Source organism: Spongorhabdus nitratireducens, from assembly GCA_947387575.1.
Lineage (GTDB): Bacteria > Pseudomonadota > Gammaproteobacteria > Pseudomonadales > Endozoicomonadaceae > CANDOC01.
Window position 1 is genome coordinate 1 of the sequence record CANDOC010000001.1, and the last position, 16306, is coordinate 16306.

The 16306-nt window shown below is 49.8% G+C and carries 20 protein-coding genes and 1 tRNA gene; 14 read left to right on the top strand and 7 right to left on the bottom strand.

All coding sequences use genetic code 11. The features are described 5' to 3' along the window. Positions 1-76 (top strand) — tRNA-Gly (locus tag ACYZZ0_RS00005). A 134-nt stretch (positions 77-210) separates the two neighbouring features. After that, positions 211-1722 (top strand): oligopeptide:H+ symporter, encoded by a 1512-nt coding sequence (locus ACYZZ0_RS00010; protein ID WP_461534511.1) that lies wholly within the window; start codon positions 211-213, stop codon positions 1720-1722. A 9-nt stretch (positions 1723-1731) separates the two neighbouring features. On the opposite strand, the gene ACYZZ0_RS00015 is transcribed toward ACYZZ0_RS00010, so the two are convergent. Further along, entirely contained in the window at positions 1732-3204 is a 1473-nt protein-coding gene (locus ACYZZ0_RS00015; RefSeq protein ID WP_461534512.1) for an aminotransferase-like domain-containing protein, read from the bottom strand. 143 nt (positions 3205-3347) lie between these two features. Between ACYZZ0_RS00015 and ACYZZ0_RS00020 the strand changes: the two genes are divergently transcribed. Both ACYZZ0_RS00020 and hutG read left to right on the top strand, forming a co-directional pair. Continuing rightward, positions 3348-3548: a DUF1127 domain-containing protein gene (locus ACYZZ0_RS00020; protein WP_461534513.1), complete on the top strand. Its 201-nt coding sequence runs from the start codon at positions 3348-3350 to the stop codon at positions 3546-3548. Positions 3549-3670: 122 nt separating this feature from the next. Continuing rightward, complete coding sequence (gene hutG, locus ACYZZ0_RS00025) at positions 3671-4579, top strand: formimidoylglutamase (RefSeq protein WP_461534514.1); 909 nt, start codon at positions 3671-3673, stop codon at positions 4577-4579. Here the strand turns inward: hutG and ACYZZ0_RS00030 are convergent. Then, positions 4561-5805, bottom strand: coding sequence for a hypothetical protein (locus ACYZZ0_RS00030; protein ID WP_461534515.1), 1245 nt, complete (start codon positions 5803-5805; stop codon positions 4561-4563). The genes hutG and ACYZZ0_RS00030 overlap by 19 nt on opposite strands. On the opposite strand from ACYZZ0_RS00030, the gene ACYZZ0_RS00035 reads away from it, so the two are divergent. Further along, complete coding sequence (locus ACYZZ0_RS00035) at positions 5805-6713, top strand: TIGR01777 family oxidoreductase (protein ID WP_461534516.1); 909 nt, start codon at positions 5805-5807, stop codon at positions 6711-6713. The two genes, ACYZZ0_RS00030 and ACYZZ0_RS00035, sit on opposite strands and share 1 nt — an antisense overlap. Positions 6714-6740: 27 nt before the next feature. Here ACYZZ0_RS00035 and ACYZZ0_RS00040 read toward each other — a convergent pair whose 3' ends face one another. Then, positions 6741-7136: a PA2817 family protein gene (locus ACYZZ0_RS00040; protein ID WP_461534517.1), complete on the bottom strand. Its 396-nt coding sequence runs from the start codon at positions 7134-7136 to the stop codon at positions 6741-6743. A 169-nt stretch (positions 7137-7305) separates the two neighbouring features. On the opposite strand from ACYZZ0_RS00040, the gene ACYZZ0_RS00045 reads away from it, so the two are divergent. The 6 genes from ACYZZ0_RS00045 (at position 7306) to ACYZZ0_RS00070 (ending at position 11859) form a co-directional block, all read left to right on the top strand. Beyond that, positions 7306-8217, top strand: a complete 912-nt coding sequence (locus ACYZZ0_RS00045) for an ABC transporter ATP-binding protein (RefSeq protein WP_461534518.1) — start codon at positions 7306-7308, stop codon at positions 8215-8217. A 7-nt stretch (positions 8218-8224) separates the two neighbouring features. Then, positions 8225-9013 (top strand): ABC transporter permease, encoded by a 789-nt coding sequence (locus ACYZZ0_RS00050; protein WP_461534519.1) that lies wholly within the window; start codon positions 8225-8227, stop codon positions 9011-9013. Between the two features lie 77 nt (positions 9014-9090). Continuing rightward, complete coding sequence (queF, locus tag ACYZZ0_RS00055) at positions 9091-9942, top strand: NADPH-dependent 7-cyano-7-deazaguanine reductase QueF (protein ID WP_461534520.1); 852 nt, start codon at positions 9091-9093, stop codon at positions 9940-9942. 72 nt (positions 9943-10014) lie between these two features. Continuing rightward, a complete protein-coding gene (locus tag ACYZZ0_RS00060; RefSeq protein WP_461534521.1) occupies positions 10015-10593 on the top strand; it encodes a nitroreductase family protein in 579 nt (192 codons plus the stop codon). 19 nt (positions 10594-10612) lie between these two features. Then, positions 10613-11068, top strand: coding sequence for a hypothetical protein (locus ACYZZ0_RS00065; RefSeq protein WP_461534522.1), 456 nt, complete (start codon positions 10613-10615; stop codon positions 11066-11068). A gap of 179 nt (positions 11069-11247) precedes the next feature. Continuing rightward, the gene (locus ACYZZ0_RS00070; protein ID WP_461534523.1) at positions 11248-11859 is read left to right on the top strand and encodes a hypothetical protein; all 612 of its coding nucleotides are present in this window, start codon (positions 11248-11250) and stop codon (positions 11857-11859) included. Positions 11860-11915: 56 nt separating this feature from the next. Here ACYZZ0_RS00070 and ACYZZ0_RS00075 read toward each other — a convergent pair whose 3' ends face one another. Genes ACYZZ0_RS00075 through ddpX form a run of 3 tightly spaced genes read right to left on the bottom strand, consistent with a single transcriptional unit; the run spans position 11916 to position 13985 of the window. Further along, a complete protein-coding gene (locus ACYZZ0_RS00075) occupies positions 11916-12212 on the bottom strand; it encodes a YcgL domain-containing protein (RefSeq protein ID WP_461534524.1) in 297 nt (98 codons plus the stop codon). Continuing rightward, positions 12209-13372 (bottom strand): ribonuclease D, encoded by a 1164-nt coding sequence (rnd, locus tag ACYZZ0_RS00080; protein ID WP_461535418.1) that lies wholly within the window; start codon positions 13370-13372, stop codon positions 12209-12211. The genes ACYZZ0_RS00075 and rnd overlap by 4 nt, the downstream gene beginning before the upstream one ends. A gap of 46 nt (positions 13373-13418) precedes the next feature. Then, entirely contained in the window at positions 13419-13985 is a 567-nt protein-coding gene (gene ddpX, locus ACYZZ0_RS00085) for a D-alanyl-D-alanine dipeptidase (RefSeq protein ID WP_461534525.1), read from the bottom strand. Between the two features lie 93 nt (positions 13986-14078). On the opposite strand from ddpX, the gene ACYZZ0_RS00090 reads away from it, so the two are divergent. Continuing rightward, the gene (locus ACYZZ0_RS00090; protein ID WP_461534526.1) at positions 14079-14570 is read left to right on the top strand and encodes a SycD/LcrH family type III secretion system chaperone; all 492 of its coding nucleotides are present in this window, start codon (positions 14079-14081) and stop codon (positions 14568-14570) included. 2 nt (positions 14571-14572) lie between these two features. Continuing rightward, a complete protein-coding gene (locus ACYZZ0_RS00095) occupies positions 14573-15181 on the top strand; it encodes a hypothetical protein (protein ID WP_461534527.1) in 609 nt (202 codons plus the stop codon). An 85-nt stretch (positions 15182-15266) separates the two neighbouring features. Here the strand turns inward: ACYZZ0_RS00095 and ACYZZ0_RS00100 are convergent, their stop codons facing one another. Continuing rightward, a complete protein-coding gene (locus tag ACYZZ0_RS00100; protein WP_461534528.1) occupies positions 15267-15716 on the bottom strand; it encodes a universal stress protein in 450 nt (149 codons plus the stop codon). 148 nt (positions 15717-15864) lie between these two features. Between ACYZZ0_RS00100 and ACYZZ0_RS00105 the strand changes: the two genes are divergently transcribed. Next, positions 15865-16284 (top strand): hypothetical protein, encoded by a 420-nt coding sequence (locus ACYZZ0_RS00105; protein WP_461534529.1) that lies wholly within the window; start codon positions 15865-15867, stop codon positions 16282-16284. Positions 16285-16306: the final 22 nt, after the last annotated feature.

Below are 16306 nucleotides of genomic sequence, written 5' to 3' on the forward strand. Positions count from 1 at the left end.
GCGGGAATAGCTCAGTTGGTAGAGCACAACCTTGCCAAGGTTGGGGTCGCGAGTTCGAGTCTCGTTTCCCGCTCCAAAATAGAAAGCCGATCTGTAATTCAGGTCGGCTTTTTTATTTTTTGCACTAATAAAAACTGTCTTCCTAAAAATTATCATATTAATTTTCTCCTTCTAGACTAATGACGCATCCAGAATAACCCCGGAGTCATTATGTCCAGGTCCTTGAATGTTCTGCATCAGCCAAAGCCGTTTTACTTAATCTTTTTTATCGAACTGTGGGAACGTTTCGGGTTTTATGGACTGCAGGCACTGCTGGCAGTGTATATGGTTCAGGAAATGGGGATGACCGAGGCCGAGTCCTTTGTCACTTTTGGCGCCTTCAGTGCCATGGTATTCGGGCTGATGGCAATTGGTGGTTACATTGGCGACAAGCTGATTGGTACCAAGCGCACCATTGTACTGGGTGCTGTTGTGATGACGATAGGTTACATCTTGATGGGTGTATCCGATCATAATAAAAATATTGTTTTCCTGGCGCTCAGTGCGGTTGCTGTTGGCAATGGATTGTTTAAGGCAAACCCATCCTGTCTGTTGGCCAAGTGTTATGAGAAAGGCGACAGCCGTCTGGATGGAGCCTTTATCATGTATTACATGTCGATCAATATTGGCTCATTTCTGTCGATGGCCGGCGTACCCTATATCGCAGAGTGGTATGGCTGGAGTATTGGCTTCCTTTGCAGTGCTGTCGGTTTGATAGTCGGACTGGTGAATTACGCTTTTGTAAGACACTGGGTCGCTGATTACGGTTCAGAACCAGACTTTAAACCGGTGCCATTCAAGCTGACCTTTTTGCTATTGGTCGGAATTATTATGTCCTGTGGCTTCGGTGCCTGGATTCTGGATAACCTGACCATTGCCAATACATTGCTTGCCCTGTTGGGTATTGGCGTATTTCTGGTTTTTGGCAAGGAAATCGTGGCTTCCCATGGTGTGGTTCGGCGCCGAATGATTGTGGCGCTGGTACTGATGGCGGAAGGAGTGGTGTTCTGGGTACTGTATATGCAGATGCCGACCTCGCTCAATTTTTTTGCCATATACAATGTCGAGCCCAATATTCTGGGTTTTGAAATCAACCCGATATCTTTTCAATCGTTAAATCCGTTCTGGATTATGGTGGCCAGCCCGGTGCTGGCTTATTTCAGTAATATGGGCAGTGTCGGTCGCAGAAAGCTGGAAATGCCGGCCAAGTTTGCCCTCGGGATGTTGCTGACAGCGCTGAGTTTTCTGGTGTTGCCGCTGGGGGCTATGCTGGCGTCTGCAGAGGGCATTGTCGGTTCTGGCTGGTTAGTCTTCAGTTATCTGTTTCAGGCGCTTGGAGAGTTGCTGATCAGCGCGCTGGGGCTGGCGATGGTGGCCCAGCTGGTACCTGACAGAATGCATGGCTTTATTATGGGCGCCTGGTTTTTGACCTTGTCGGCAGGCTCGGTTATTGCCGGTTATGTGGCCGCATGGACTTCGGTAGACACCATTGAAAATGCCACTGCAATTGAAACCCTTCCAATCTACAGCAGCTTTTTCCAGAACCTTGGTTTAGCAACACTGGGCGTGGCGGCACTGACTTTTGTTATTGCTCCCTGGCTCACAAAAATGAGCAAACCCTCCGCCAGTGAGTTGGAGCAGGAGGATGGTTCTGCACCCCATTTGATGGAAGGTGCCGAATAAAAACCAGTTTCAGGCATGTTCCTGTTCGAGCCTGCCTGTTTCTTTTCTGGGCACAGGCCGTATGGTCTTGTGTGCCAGCTTACCCAAACGATTTATGGCTGCATAATCACTTTCACTACTGATCGTGCCATAACAAAGCCGGAAATAATTCCGGTATTTACCGCCTACTGTAAACATCGGCCCGGGGGCAATACTGATACCGCTATCCAGTGCTGCACGGGATAACACTAGTGCATCACTGTTTTCTGGTAACTCGATCCACAGCAGCAAACCACCTTTTGGGCAGGTAACCCGGGTACCTTCAGGAAAAAAGCGCAGAATCAGATTGCGAACAATATCCCGACGCTGCTGGTACATGGGCTTTACCCGACGCAGGTGCTGGTCGTAATGACCCTCTTCCAGAAATCGGGCCAGAGCCAGCTGCGGCAGTACCGGAGTCGTCAGGCTGGTAATGTATTTTTGCTGCTCTACCTGCCTGAACCATCGACCGGGAAGGATCCAGCCAACGGAAAGCCCGGGTGCCAGTACCTTGGAAAAGGAAGATACCAGGATAACCCGCTCATCAGTATCGTAGGCTTTAATGGCCTCAGGCCTGCCCGGGCGGTAATCCAGCTCGGAATAGATATCGTCTTCTATGACACATATATCATGCTCGCGGGCCAGCTGAATTAACCGTCGTTTATTTTTCTTGGGCATAAAGCCGCCCAGTGGATTGCCAAAATTGGGTGTTACCACACAGGCTTTAACCGGCCACTGATCCAGAGCCAGTTCCAGCGCGCCGAGACACATTCCGGTAACCGGGTCACTGGGGATTTCCAGAGCCTTGAGATTCATCGCTTCCAGCGCCTGGATAATGGCGTAATAGGTGGGTGAATCAATGGCAATAATATCACCGGGACGGGTGACAGCCTGTAAGGCGCAGGTAATCGCTTCCTGGCAACCGGTAGTCACCAATACATCATCTGCTGATATACGACAGCCGGCACTGACCATGCGTCGGGCAATCTGACCTCTAAGTCCGGACACTCCCTGCAGCGCACCATAGCCAAGTGTGCTGGCGTTGGCTGCCCGGGTCATATCTGCCAGATACTTTTTCAGCGGGTTCAGTGATGTAATATTCGGATCCGGTGTGGCCCGGCCAAACAGATGTGGAATATCCCCCGGATTATGGCTGGTTGAATTCAGTGCCATCCGCCATTCGGAGACACTTTCGGGTTGTAATCGGGGACGGGGCAGGCGAGGGACTTCTTCTATCTGTCCCGGCAGCTGGTCGACAACAAAATAACCGGATCGCGGTTTGGCAACGACCCAGCCCTGTCGTTCCAGGGTCTGATACATTTGCTGGATAGTAGCAATGCTGCGAGACATCTGGCGGGACAGCTCACGCACTGAAGGCAGTTTCTGGCCAGGCAGGTAGCGTCCGCGCTGAATCTGTTGCCGCAACTCCTCTGCAGCGGCTTCGTATAGTTTGGGTCGTCCCATAAACATGACAGTTTGCGCTGTCGAAACCATGACAGATGCAAAACTGTGTCCCCTGTACTGTTTATTTATTATTGGATCTGAATCTGTAATGAACAGGGTGCCATGATTACGCTGTACTCTCCACTGACAGGAGGGTAAATAAAATGAAGGAGAGCGATCAACAATCGGGTCAGCAGCAGAAAAAAGGCATTCTGACACTGGTTATCCGTAATCTAAAACTCTGGCATCAGCGCTCGGCAGGTCGCAAACAGGTGGCGGCATTGTCTGATCATATGCTGAAAGATATTGGTCTGAGCCGATACGATGCCAATAAAGAGTACGCCAAACCCTTCTGGATGAAATAAACACCACGTCAGGCTTTTGCTGTCTGTTTCAGAGCAAGGCTTGACTGATAGCGACCCGCGATCGAATCTGTAACTTACAGCCGAGATCGTGGGTTTATTTTTTTATGTACACAGCTCCTGATATGACACGTTGGCAGGGCCGTATTGATCCGGGTGCAGAAGCGCTGCGCTGGCATCAACATATACAGCCACTGGAAGATACCAGTCAGCCGGGTATTGTGCTTTTGGGGGTTAACTCGGATGAAGGTGTCAGCCGCAACAAAGGCCGGACAGGTGCCTGTCTGGGGCCTGAAATTTTGAGGAAAGCGCTGTCTTCGCTGCCCTGCAAACACAATATGACAAGACTGTATGATGGCGGGGATATTACTTGTGACCAGACTGATCTCGAAGCAATGCAGCAGCTGCAGGCAGAAAAACTATCGGCTTTTTTAGGATCAGGGCACTTGCCGGTCGTGTTGGGTGGTGGCCATGAAATCGCGGCCGGCAGTTTTATGGCTCTGGCTGATACTCGTTCTGAAAATAAACGTCTGGGTATTATTAACTTTGACGCCCATTTTGATCTGCGCCCGGATCCTGTACCCACCTCCGGAACACCCTTTCGACAGGCTGCCCGTCGCTGTACCGATGATGGGCAAGAGTTTCGCTATCTGTGTCTGGGTATTGCTGAAACAGCAAACACTCAGGCGCTTTTTAACGATGCGAATAAGCTGGGAGTGAAATGGCTGCGGGATGATGAGCTGGCGCCCTGGCAGCTAGATAAGGCAATGGCTGTAGTGCAGACATTTCTTGATGATATTGATGAACTGCATCTCAGTATCGATCTTGATGCGTTTCCCGCCTCGGTAGCTCCCGGAGTCAGTGCGCCAGCTGCACGTGGGGTGGAGTTAAGTGTTGCTGAGGTGTTGCTAGACAAGATCCGTGAATCCGGAAAAGTCCGGTTGATTGATATCGCAGAACTGAACCCGAAGTTTGATATTGATCATCATACAGCACGGCTCGCAGCCCGGCTGGCTCATCGTCTGGTTGTATGATTTCGCACCCTCACAAGTACAAAGTTGCACTGCCAGGCGCTGTTTAATTTAGATATGTAGTCGTTGATGATTCTCATGGTCAGTACGCCCTCGTCCAGATGCTGCTCACTGTCTGAAGGGGGAGGTGGTGCAAATATACCCAAGGCACTGCTTGCAATAAAAGGTTGCCCTCCCGAAACAAGCAGAAAGAAATGCACAGGATTTTCCTGAATGAATTCTTCAGGGGAGTATTGGCGATGAAATGTAAGAGATACACCGCCATCAGGCCGCTCGCGGTGAGCGGTTATCTGTTTGGCTGCATAACCATGAAGCTCTATTGATTTTGCGGGATTTCTCGGTGCATAGACACTCCAGTGTTCCTGTGGCTTTAATTCGAGGAAGCACTTCTTAAAATTTGAGAGGAAGATTGCAGGGTCAAAATACTCTCCGTTTGTTAAATGACTGAAGTGATAATGCTTTGCAAAAACCTCCTGCAGCGTTTTATAGAAATCAGTAGCGTTCTGGTGGAAGTCTGAATAGCCGGCGTAGTGCATATTCATCAATACCAGCATCTGGCGAGGATAGAGGCTGTAATAAAACCAGAATGGTTGATTCATTTCACGCAGGGTGGCCCAAACGGTTGATACTGGCAGGGGCGCAGGGAAGGTTTTACGCTCTGAAGTCTCGGTCTGCAATGCCTGGGCAGGCATAGGTTCGGCAAGCATGTTGGCACCGCTCATGAATTCGAAAAGCAAACTTTTAAGAACGGCCACCCGCCCGGGTTTCAGTTTTATGGTTTTTTCTGAAATGAAATGACTAACCCACTGCCTGTCGATCCTGGATATATGGTAGCTGGCCATATGCTCCGAAATCAGCCTGTATAGCTCTTGCACCCATGTATCATCAGAGTCAGTATGATCCAAAGGCTGAGCTTTTAACGAGCCGCAGCAGAGTACTATCGATAAAAGCAGCGCGACGAGACCTGCAAGCAGGAAAGATGGAAGGCTTTTGCTCTGATTATTATTGGGCTTACTTGCGGTCATTGCAGGTATAGTCCGTTGATATTGCAGTGAAAAGATAACTCCAGGTGTTTCAGCTTGGGGAGGCCTATTTTTTGCTTTGGTACGCAGGTTTATGACCGTTAAATGTTGAATCAGTTCACAGTGATTATGTCTGATGGTTTCAAGTTGTAAGATAAGGTTTAGAGGTTGATATTTTCTCTTTTTCAGGGATGGGTTTGTGATCAATGAATATTCTGATAACAGGTGGCACCGGTTTTATAGGTCATTTTCTGGTTGCTGACCGCCTGGAAAAGGGTGATGACATCACCGTTTTAAGTCGCCGCCAGCCTGCCGCTGTGAAAAAGGAATTGGGTAGCGAGGTCAGGGTCGTCTCGAGTTTTAAACAGCTGGGAGATGATGTTTCATTTGATGCTGTCGTGAATCTGGCGGGTGAAGGCATTGTTGACCGGCGCTGGACCGATTCGCGGCGCAAAGTCATCCGAGATAGCCGGATTGGCCTGACCGAATCACTGGTAGAATGGTTGAAGCAGCACCACACTCAGCCAGAAGTTTTAATCAGTGGCTCGGCCATTGGTTATTACGGCGCACATCCGGCAGAAGACCAGCTTGATGAATTTGCTTCGGCAGGGCATGACTTTTCCGCCACACTTTGTGTTGATTGGGAAAATGCAGCCAAAAAGGTGGATGCTCTGGGCATTCGTTTATGTCTGCTGAGAACCGGTATTGTACTGCATCCTTCCTACGGTGCTCTGGCCAAAATGATGCTGCCATTTCAGCTGGGCCTGGGAGGCCGAATGGGGCATGGCCGGCAGATGATGTCGTGGATTCATATTGCCGATATGGTCCGAGGCATCAATTATTTACTTGAAAACCCGTCATGCAGTGGCGCCTATAACATGACGGCTCCCGAACCTGTTGCCAATGCGGATTTCACTCGCGCTCTGGCCCATACCCTGAATCGAAAAGCACGATTACCGATGCCGGAACTGGCGCTCAAGTTATTGTTGGGAGAGGCATCGTCACTATTGCTGGAAGGGCAGACAGTATTACCTGACAAGCTGCAAAGGGCAGGATTCAAGTTTGAATTCAGCCGGCTGGGTGTTGCTCTGGATGATTTGCTGTGCAACACCTGACCGGCTATTGATAAAGGCGGGAAGTAATCAGTCAGCCTTATTTAGCACAGTACGTGCTTCAGACCAGTCGAAGTGTTCACCCTTGCTGACAGCTTCGGCTTGCTGTTCATCCAGTTGCTGGAACTTGTCCAGTTCCTCATCCGGCATAAAGTGCAGGCAGTCACCACCAAAGAACCAGAGCAGGTCGCGGGTAATCATCGGGGTCAGCTGGGGATAATTGCCGATTATCTGGCAGATAAACAGCTGGCCGTCCTGCAGGGCATCTTCACCGCCATGCTCAAGCCCGACAATGATATTGTCCAGCCGGTCCGAGATCACCTTGACGGTGTCTTCATCAATAATCACTTCCAGTGCCGGCGGCAGGGTACGGGCCAGTTGACGAAGCTGTTGGATGCTATAGGCGCGGCAGGAGGTTTGGCTCATATTGTGATGTGATCCTGTAATCAGGTTTAGTTGCAAACCATTTATTATATCACTTCACTCGAGCACTTGTGGCAGCCGGTATGTAAAGAACCTGAGTACAATGCTGAGTTTTTTTACGGCTTCAGTTAGAATTGATCTCCTTTCTTTTTACATAACTTAACGTTGTGGTATGACCAAAGCACTGGAAATACGCAACCTTCACAAGACGTACGACAACGGGCATGTGGCTCTGAAGGGTATCGATCTTGAGGTTGCGCAGGGGGACTTTTTCGCCCTGCTGGGCCCTAATGGGGCCGGAAAATCAACAACGATCGGTATTATTTCATCGCTGGTAAACAAGTCTTCGGGCAAGGTATCCATTTTCGGTCATGATATTGACCGCAATCTGACCCTGGCCAAACGACACTTGGGTATTGTTCCGCAGGAATTCAACTTTAACCAGTTTGAAAAAGTGCAGGACATTATCATTACCCAGGCCGGCTATTACGGCATGCGTTCGACAGTGGCCCGCAAGCGCTGCGAACATTATCTCAAGGCTCTGGGGCTGTGGGATAAGCGACACGAATCTTCACGGATGCTGTCCGGAGGTATGAAACGCCGGCTGATGATTGCCCGGGCGTTGATTCATGAGCCGAAACTGCTGATCCTCGACGAGCCAACTGCCGGTGTTGATATCGAGCTGCGTCGCTCGTTGTGGGACTTTATGGAAGAGGTGAACCGCAACGGCACCACCATTATCCTGACCACTCACTATCTGGAAGAAGCCGAGCAGATGTGCAACAACATTGCCATCATCGATCAGGGCCAGATTGTCGAGAATACCAGTATGAAAAAACTGCTGGGCAAACTGCAGAAAGAGCGGTTTATTCTGGATACTCTGGGCGGTCTTCAGCAAAAAGAATTCAATGTTGAAGGTTACCTGATTGAACCGCGTGATGACTTCTCATTTGAGGTGGAAGTGGACAAGACCCAAGGTCTCAACCGATTGTTTACCGAGCTGGGTAAATCCGGTATTGAAGTTGTCAGCATGCGCAACAAGGCTAACCGCCTTGAAGAGCTTTTTGTTTCCATGACCCGGTAAGCGTGAGATGAATCAGGTATCCGAACTGCGCGCGAACTGGATCGCGTTTGAAACAATTTTCGTCAAGGAAGTCCGCCGCTTTATGCGGATCTGGCCGCAGACACTGTTGCCGCCGGCGATTACCATGACCCTGTATTTTGTGATTTTCGGCAGTGTGATTGGCTCTCGGGTTGGCAAAATGGGTGGCTTCGAATATATGAAGTTTGTGGTGCCCGGACTGATTATGATGTCGGTTATCACCAACAGCTACAGTAATGTGGCGTCATCATTCTTCAGTAACAAATTCCAGCGCAGTGTGGAAGAGATTATGGTGGCACCGGTGCCGCACAGCATCATTCTGCTGGGATTTGTGATGGGGGGGGTTGTCCGTGGTATGTTCACCGCGGTAATCGTAACCATGCTGTCGCTGTTTTTTGTCAGCTTTACCATCCATGATTATCTGATTACTTTTACGGCCGTTTTCCTGACCGCGCTGATATTTTCGCTGGGCGGTTTTATCAATGCGCTGTATGCCCGCAAGTTTGATGATGTGTCGATTATTCCGACCTTTGTACTGACTCCGTTGACCTATCTGGGCGGCGTTTTCTACTCGCTGAAGGCGCTGCCGGAGGTTTGGCGTGATATCTCCATGTGGAACCCGATTCTGTATCAGGTGAATGCCTTCCGTTACGGCATGCTGGGACGTGCCGGCATGGTTGATATCAGCGATGCCTTTCTGGTAATGGCGCTGGTTTCTGCCGTCCTGTATGCCGTTTGCCTGTATCTGTTGAACAAAGGCAAGGGTCTGCGACACTAACCCTTCAGACACCCTCTGGTGATTTCTGAACCGGCTGAAGCCTGACCGGGCTTCAGCTTTCTCCCCCAATAATTGATATGAATAGCAGTAACAACGATATGGCACATGTAACGCCGGAACACTCTCCGCTGGGTAAACACACCGATTATATTTTTGAATATGATCCCAGCCTGCTGTTTCCCCTGCCACGCAAGGACAAGCGTGATGAACTGGGCATCACCGGTGAACTGCCGTTTCACGGACGTGATATCTGGAATGCCTGGGAACTGTCCTGGCTGGATCTGAAAGGCAAGCCGGTAATGATGATCGGCCGCTTCACCCTGCCGGCTTCTGCACCGAATCTGATTGAATCCAAATCTTTCAAACTGTATCTGAACTCTTTTAACCAGAGCCGTTATGAGAATACTGCTGTAGTACAGCAGGTGATGGAGAAAGATCTTTCTGCAGCCGCCGGTGCCCCGGTCAGCGTCGAGCTGCTTGATCTGACAACGGCGGCAAAAGAAGGTATCGCCGAGGTTGATGGTTTCTGCGTTGATAACCTGGATGTGGAAGTTGACTGCTATACCCTCAACAACAGTTTCCTGAAGCATGCGGATAATGCAGAAGTCGTTACCGAAACCCTGTACAGCCACCTGCTGAAGTCCAACTGCCCGGTAACCGGCCAGCCGGACTGGGGTACAGTTGTTATCAGTTACACCGGCAAGCAGCTGGATCGTGAAGGTGTACTGAAATACATCTGCTCTTTCCGTCAGAATCAGGAATTCCACGAGCAGTGTGTCGAGCGGATGTATGTTGACCTGATGCAGATCTGCGAGCCGGAAAAGCTGATGGTTGAAGCCCGTTATGTTCGTCGTGGTGGGCTGGATATCAATCCGGTACGCAGCAGTGAAACCGAACTGCCGGCGTTTGCCCGTCTGGTTCGACAGTAATATGCTGTTCTGACAGTACACCAAAGCACTGGCGGTGTGTTGCTGCCAGTGCACTTTATTCGTGGGGGAGCAATGATGACCAAGTCCGTTACAACCATGGATGCAATCACTGCGTTAACTCAGCGTGTTTCGGTCGCCCGACTGCAAGCACCGGCCCCCACGGATGATCAGCTTGAAACCCTGTTTGCCGCTGCCCTGAGAGCACCGGATCATATGATGCTGCGGCCATGGCGCTTTATCGTGATTCGTGAAGACCGGCGCGAAGCGCTGGGCGAGCTCTATGCCAAAGCGGCACTGACTGAGCAGCCGGATCTTTCTCCTGATGCAATCGATCGCTTTAAAGGCCTGCCATTAAGAGCACCCATGCTGGTGGCTATTGTCTGTTCGGTTACCGAACATCCCAAAGTGCCTGAAATTGAACAGGTGTTGTCGACGGGAGCTGCGGTGCATGGATTGCTGACGGCGGCACATGCCATGAAAATCGGGGCGATGTGGCGTACGGGTTCTATTGGTTACAGTTTAGTTGTGGCGGAAGGGTTGGGGCTGAAAGAGAGTGAAAAGCTGTTGGGGTTCGTTTATCTGGGAACACCGGTGGGAAAAGCTAAACCTGTGCCTGAACTTTTTGCTCAAGATTTTGTGTCAGCCTTTTAAGTGGTGCTTAATTCAAATCATGATGAATTTTTTTGAGCAAATTAATAGCTATAAATATGCTTATTTGGGACATATAAGTGAGCCTGAAGATAATTGTCTTCGTCTTGTTATTGAGGGGGCTGGTGTTTCTGATAATAAAATTGCCAAGCTTGCCGGTATTGGAGTTAAGGTGTCTTCAGGTGCGATTGAAACTATAGGTAGTGACAGTGTCTACGAAGTCTATTTTGATAGTTATATTGGTTACTCTGTAAGAGATGAATCTCTTTCTTTTCCTGATGATTATGAAGTCTATGAAGGGAAAATATTTGGCATTTATAGCAAGTCTCATTATCTGGATTTTATAAGTAAGGCGAGCTTTGCCTCTTCTGAGCATCCGGGGCCATTCAAGCATTATGCATTCCACTGTTTAAATCATATTGTTGATGTGGTTTCAGCGGATCAGCCAATAATAAAGAGGCACCCTCCTACTGCGTAGAAATGTTAGCATTTAATATGATAACTCATAGCGATTTAGGATTTTGGTGAGCTTCTAAAAATTAATAATATCAAGCCAAGTAATTGAACTTTCTTTCTTGCATGAGGACTTATTTAGAAACTTGCGGTTAATTGTGAATGATGGAGCGTCATTATCCACGATGAAAATGAAGGGATTTAATGAAGCCAATAAGCAAGAAAATCAATGTTTCTGTTTATCTGGTTCTGTTGCCATTTCTGCTCATAGCTGGCTGTGCAGACCAGAAAGTAACTCTCAATACCTATAATATTCCTGCTAACGAACAGTTTGTACCCATCAATCTGGATGTTAATGCCGGTCGTTATATCAATGCTTTGGAGTCAAAGACTGTTGAGCATATTTACTCCGGTTTTGAGAATTCAGGCCTGTTCCAGACCATTGAAACCAGTTTTATGCGTTATCCGGTGACGATTAAGGTCAAATATATCTGGAAGCAACGTACTGAAGTTCAGGATGTGGTCACCACAGCGTTTTCTATTTCAACCCTGATGATGGTGCCTGCACCTGTCAGTGAAGTACATTGCCTGAAAGTTCATATACTCAACGGTGATGAAGTTATAAAAACAATTGAGTTGGAAGAAACGATCAACAGCTCGGTCTCACTATTTAGTGACCAACTGGAAGACAGGAAATCCGGTATCAATAAAATGCTTGAACGGCTGTTTCGACAACTTAGAAGTGAAAAGCTTATTGCAGTCGGTAGCAGTGAAGGAGCTTCAGTAGGGCTTGGTAGCCCTAAAATGGCTATGTAAAACGCTGGTTTATAACAGGGCAAAAGCAATGAATGCTATGCCCTGTTTTTCTCTGATCAAGTTGGATCGTTAAACCGCAACATTTCCTCAGGTAATTCCGGTAACTCTCGCTCTTTCGGTGGAGGCAACTGCAATTGAAACCCGTGGGTTTCAATGGCTTCCAACACCTTGGCACCGTCAGCCTGAGCCAGCTTTTTTTCCGGTGTCAGCAGCATATCCATCACCTGAATCGGGGTGCCGAAAACCGCACGCAGGTTTTCCGGAATATCATTCAGGTCTTTGCCGCGCTGTACAAACAGGTAGGTTTCTTCTTTTTTGCTGCTTTTGAAAACAGATACCAACAGCTTTTTCATGAAAAATCGGGTCTCGTTGCAGTCAGGGTTTTGACCAGGGGTTCATAGACTTCACGCCGGCGCCAGCCGCTCAGGCTTGGCAACAGGGGGTAGTCATTGGAATCGAAAGCGGTTTGCAGCAGGGCTTTTAGGTCAGCACGGCTGATCAGGATTTCCCGCGAAACATTGAGTTCTTCCGCGCGCTTTTCCAGACAACGGCTGGCGGCTTCGGCCCAGGGCTTGGCATTTTTCGGTAATGGCAAGGGCAGGGCAGCAGGCCATTCAGAGCGGGGCAGGTTCTTGCCCTGTTCGATCAGCATCAGAATATGTTTGCCATGACGACGCACCAGTGTCGGGGTCATCTTCTGTGCCCGTGACAGACTCTGAATATTCTTCGGCTGATAACGGGCCAGTTCCCACAGGGCTCCGGCAGGAATCAGCTGGTTACGGGGAACATCCAGTCGGCGAGCCTCTTTCTCCCGCCAGTTACACAGCACTTTTAATATTGCCAGTTGCTGCGGGCGCAGTTTCCATGCCAGTTTGACCTGGCGCCAGGCTTCTTCCGGATTGGTTTCGGCGGTGCTGTTGGCTGCCAGTCGACGGCCTTCTTCCAGCAGCCACTCCAGCCGGTTTTGCTGTTCAAGTTGTTGGCGCAGCTTTTCGTACAGGGGCAGCAGATAGTGGACATCCAGTGCAGCATAGCCAAGCTGACTGGAGGTTAACGGGCGCTGGAGCCAGTCAGAACGGGTTTCGCTTTTATCGAGTTCAATCTCGAGCTGGGATTCCAGCAGCTTCTGGTAGCCGACACAATGTCCCAGCCCCAGTAATGATGCGGCCAGCTGGGTATCAAACAGGCTGTTTACTGCAGTGCCGGTCAAACGGCTGAAGACTTCAAGGTCCTCATTGCAAGCATGGAGGACTTTAAGACAGTCCGGGTTCTGGAGCAGGTCGGCCAGTGGCTGCCATTCATCAATGGCGAGCGGGTCGATCAGATAGACGATATCACCGGCATACAGCTGTACCAGTCCGGCAATGGGATAGAAGGTGTCACGACGCATGAATTCCGTGTCGACGGCCACAGCTGAAGCCTGCTGACAGCTTTCACAGGCCGACTTCAGTGCATCATTGCTGTCAATCCAGCAGGTTTGAAGGGCGCTGATAGTGAAACACTCCGGTAAAATTCAGAGTGTAACGGTTGGCAGGCTGTGCAGGCAACAGGGTGAACTGTCAGCCGACCATCAGTCCGGTTTTCAGATCAACATCTTTCAAAACCGGGTAATCAGCGCAGTTTGGCAGCTGATAGTGCCACCATTCGTACCGGTACTGCTCAAATCCGGCTATATGCATAATGCCAGCCAGCAATAACCGGTTGTGTTGGGCTTCGCGGCTGATATCCCTATAAGCGTGGTGTGAGCGCTCGTGGAACTCATCGAACTCAGCCCCCATATCCAGCTCGTTGCCCTGTTGGTCAATAAGGGTCAGGTCAATGGCGGCTCCGCGGCAATGGGACCGGGGGCCATTTTCCGGGGGGGATACATACATCGGGTTTGGCGTGTGCTCAAACAACTTTGCCTGGGCTTCCAGTGGCCTGAAAGCATCCCAGATCTTGAGCCGGTACCCGAGCCGGCCAGCCAGATCAATGGCTGTTTCCAGTTTTGGAATAGCGTCCCGGTGCAGAAAACAGGCTGGTTTGAGGTACACCGGGGCTCTGGTAAAGTTATCTGCCGTTGCATAGGCAATGCAGAGTTCGACATCAAATTTGTTACAGGTTACTTCGATCAGCGGGTTTTCCATATCGAATAGTCTCAGGTGAATAGTCTCAGGCTGGCTATGATTAAGTATATAGAACAAGGATATACCTTTAAGTCAGCAACAGGGACGGAATGGATGACCGGCCAACAGTCTTCCGATAACGAGCAGGATTTACAGAGTATGCTGGATAACCACCTGGTGCAGGGTGGAACCTTCAAGGACTTCCAGCAGATCAGTGATGAAGCCATGGATGCCACCTTTGTCATGGCTCACGGGCACTTCAGTAACGAGCGCTATGAAGAGGCCGCCAAAGCCTTTCAATATCTCTGTTTTCACGACCACTGGAATCCGCGCTACTTCGTCGGTCTGGCAGCCTGTCAGCAGATGCTGGGGTTGTTCGGACAGGCGATTGAAACCTATGCCTATGCACACCGGGTGAAACCGGATGATCCGGGTCCACTGTACTTTCTGGGAGACTGCTATGTCTGCCTCAAGCAGGATGACAAGGCGCGGGATGTTTATAAAAAAGCTGTCAAACTGTCTCAGGGTCGAAAGGAGTTTGCCCGGCAGGTATCGAGAGTGATGCGTTTTCTGACAGCGGATATTGATTCAGGGAAGGAGCAATAGTTATGTCTGTTTCAGGTGTGGGTCCAACGGATCATAATTACCGGCTGGATCGATTGAAAGAAGAAATGGAAAATGAGGATATAGCGGAGCAGGCGGAGCTGAGCTACGCCGCACACCTCACATTTGAAAGAGTCCGCAACGATCTTGAGGGTGAGGTTGATGGCTTCAGAATTGGCAAACCAGTATTATCTACGCCTCCGGTATCAGCCGGTGGTACCCCACAGGATCACCTAGTGCATCAGCAGGCCAGTGCCGATGGTCAGGCTGTCCAGTTTGCGGTTGCTGTGGCGCAATCAGATTCATCGAACCAGACCGAAGGTGTTCGTATTGCCACTCAGGGGCTGAGTCATCTGGAAATGCTGAAGTTGCTGCTGGCAGAATCTCCGGAGGATGAGGAGAAAAAGAAAGAGCTGGAAGAAGCTGTTCTGGCACTACAATCGGGCAATCCGACACCTGCCGAAGCCTATCTGGAATCAGTCGGTAAACTTCCGGCCACAGATGCTGCTCAGCAACTTGTTGTATCTGTTCAGGAAGTGGCGCGTGATACGCAAATCAGTCATGATCTGGCGAGAACGACGGAAGATGAAATTCAGCGTAACTCAAAGGTGTAAATGCGCTGTTCTTCTGAAGTGACTTTCAGCGCATAAAAAAAACCGGGCCAGATTCAGGCCCGGTTTTTTTTATTGGTCAACCAACTCAGTGATGATTGTTATTCTTGCCAACTCTTACCGCCAGCACATCACAGCAAGAGCCATGGAGGATACTGGTGGAAGTAGAGCCAAGAATCAGGGCAAGACCATGGCGACCATGGCTGCCTACAACAATCAGGTCGATATCGGACTCTTCGGCAATCCGGTGAACTTCCCGTTCCGGACGGCCATAAACCACATGCTGCTCACCTTTTTCCAGGTGAATCTTGTCTGCCAGCCGGTCAATACGCTCCCGGGCCTGAAGAGTGATTTCATCCTGAAGGGTGGTCAGGTCGAGAGGTATATCGCTGCCATAGGCAACACTCAGGGGTTCAACAACGTGGACAAGCGTCAGCCGGGCACTGTTGGCTTCTGCAATATCCTTTGCCTTGGCCAGCACTTCATCCGCTTCGTCAGACAGGTCAACGGCAACCAGAATATGCTTGTAGAGGCTCATGTCAGGTCTCCTTTAGCGTCGCTTGGGTTCGCTCGGGTCGTTGTATCGTTCGGATTTCTGATCAACTTCCGGTATGGTTCTGGTCGGGTGATCAATCCTCAGGGGGTGTCCCTAGGGGTAAATACTAAAACATTTGCGGATAGATTGTATGATCTGGATTGCAGTTTTTCTGGTTATTGCGCTTCTGCTCAGCAATTTAATGGCTTTGATCCCGTCCAAGGGGGAGCGTAAGGTCATGAAATTAAGGCAAAAGGCTTATGAATCAGGGCTGAAAGTGCACGAAAATACTGATATCGAACAGGACGGCCGCTGGTTTGATTACGTGCTGCTAAAAAAGCACGGACTGGGGTCTGTCAGGTACTGCCGTGAAGGCAATGGCTGGGTTATAAAAAATACTGCCGCCGTCACTGCATCTGAAATCCCGAAGCAGCTTGAATTGCTTCCGGCTGGTGTCATTCAGGTGGATGTAAAGCTCGGACGGGTCAGTGCGTGCTGGGATGAAAAAGGAACGGTTACTGATGCAGCCCAGGTCGCAGCTGTTCTGAAACAGCTTATCGGGCAAGCCTGACATCATTTTTTTGACCTCTTCA

Bases quoted from the DNA above. Each gene is read 5' to 3' on its own strand.
- ACYZZ0_RS00010 (WP_461534511.1), top strand. From the start codon at position 211: ATGTCCAGGTCCTTGAATGTTCTGCATCAGCCAAAGCCGTTTTACTTA.
- ACYZZ0_RS00015 (WP_461534512.1), bottom strand. From the start codon at position 3,204: ATGGGACGACCCAAACTATACGAAGCCGCTGCAGAGGAGTTGCGGCAA.
- ACYZZ0_RS00020 (WP_461534513.1), top strand. From the start codon at position 3,348: ATGAAGGAGAGCGATCAACAATCGGGTCAGCAGCAGAAAAAAGGCATT.
- hutG (WP_461534514.1), top strand. From the start codon at position 3,671: ATGACACGTTGGCAGGGCCGTATTGATCCGGGTGCAGAAGCGCTGCGC.
- ACYZZ0_RS00035 (WP_461534516.1), top strand. From the start codon at position 5,805: ATGAATATTCTGATAACAGGTGGCACCGGTTTTATAGGTCATTTTCTG.
- ACYZZ0_RS00040 (WP_461534517.1), bottom strand. From the start codon at position 7,136: ATGAGCCAAACCTCCTGCCGCGCCTATAGCATCCAACAGCTTCGTCAA.
- ACYZZ0_RS00045 (WP_461534518.1), top strand. From the start codon at position 7,306: ATGACCAAAGCACTGGAAATACGCAACCTTCACAAGACGTACGACAAC.
- ACYZZ0_RS00050 (WP_461534519.1), top strand. From the start codon at position 8,225: ATGAATCAGGTATCCGAACTGCGCGCGAACTGGATCGCGTTTGAAACA.
- queF (WP_461534520.1), top strand. From the start codon at position 9,091: ATGAATAGCAGTAACAACGATATGGCACATGTAACGCCGGAACACTCT.
- ACYZZ0_RS00060 (WP_461534521.1), top strand. From the start codon at position 10,015: ATGATGACCAAGTCCGTTACAACCATGGATGCAATCACTGCGTTAACT.
- ACYZZ0_RS00065 (WP_461534522.1), top strand. From the start codon at position 10,613: ATGATGAATTTTTTTGAGCAAATTAATAGCTATAAATATGCTTATTTG.
- ACYZZ0_RS00070 (WP_461534523.1), top strand. From the start codon at position 11,248: ATGAAGCCAATAAGCAAGAAAATCAATGTTTCTGTTTATCTGGTTCTG.
- ACYZZ0_RS00075 (WP_461534524.1), bottom strand. From the start codon at position 12,212: ATGAAAAAGCTGTTGGTATCTGTTTTCAAAAGCAGCAAAAAAGAAGAA.
- ddpX (WP_461534525.1), bottom strand. From the start codon at position 13,985: ATGGAAAACCCGCTGATCGAAGTAACCTGTAACAAATTTGATGTCGAA.
- ACYZZ0_RS00090 (WP_461534526.1), top strand. From the start codon at position 14,079: ATGACCGGCCAACAGTCTTCCGATAACGAGCAGGATTTACAGAGTATG.
- ACYZZ0_RS00095 (WP_461534527.1), top strand. From the start codon at position 14,573: ATGTCTGTTTCAGGTGTGGGTCCAACGGATCATAATTACCGGCTGGAT.
- ACYZZ0_RS00100 (WP_461534528.1), bottom strand. From the start codon at position 15,716: ATGAGCCTCTACAAGCATATTCTGGTTGCCGTTGACCTGTCTGACGAA.
- ACYZZ0_RS00105 (WP_461534529.1), top strand. From the start codon at position 15,865: ATGATCTGGATTGCAGTTTTTCTGGTTATTGCGCTTCTGCTCAGCAAT.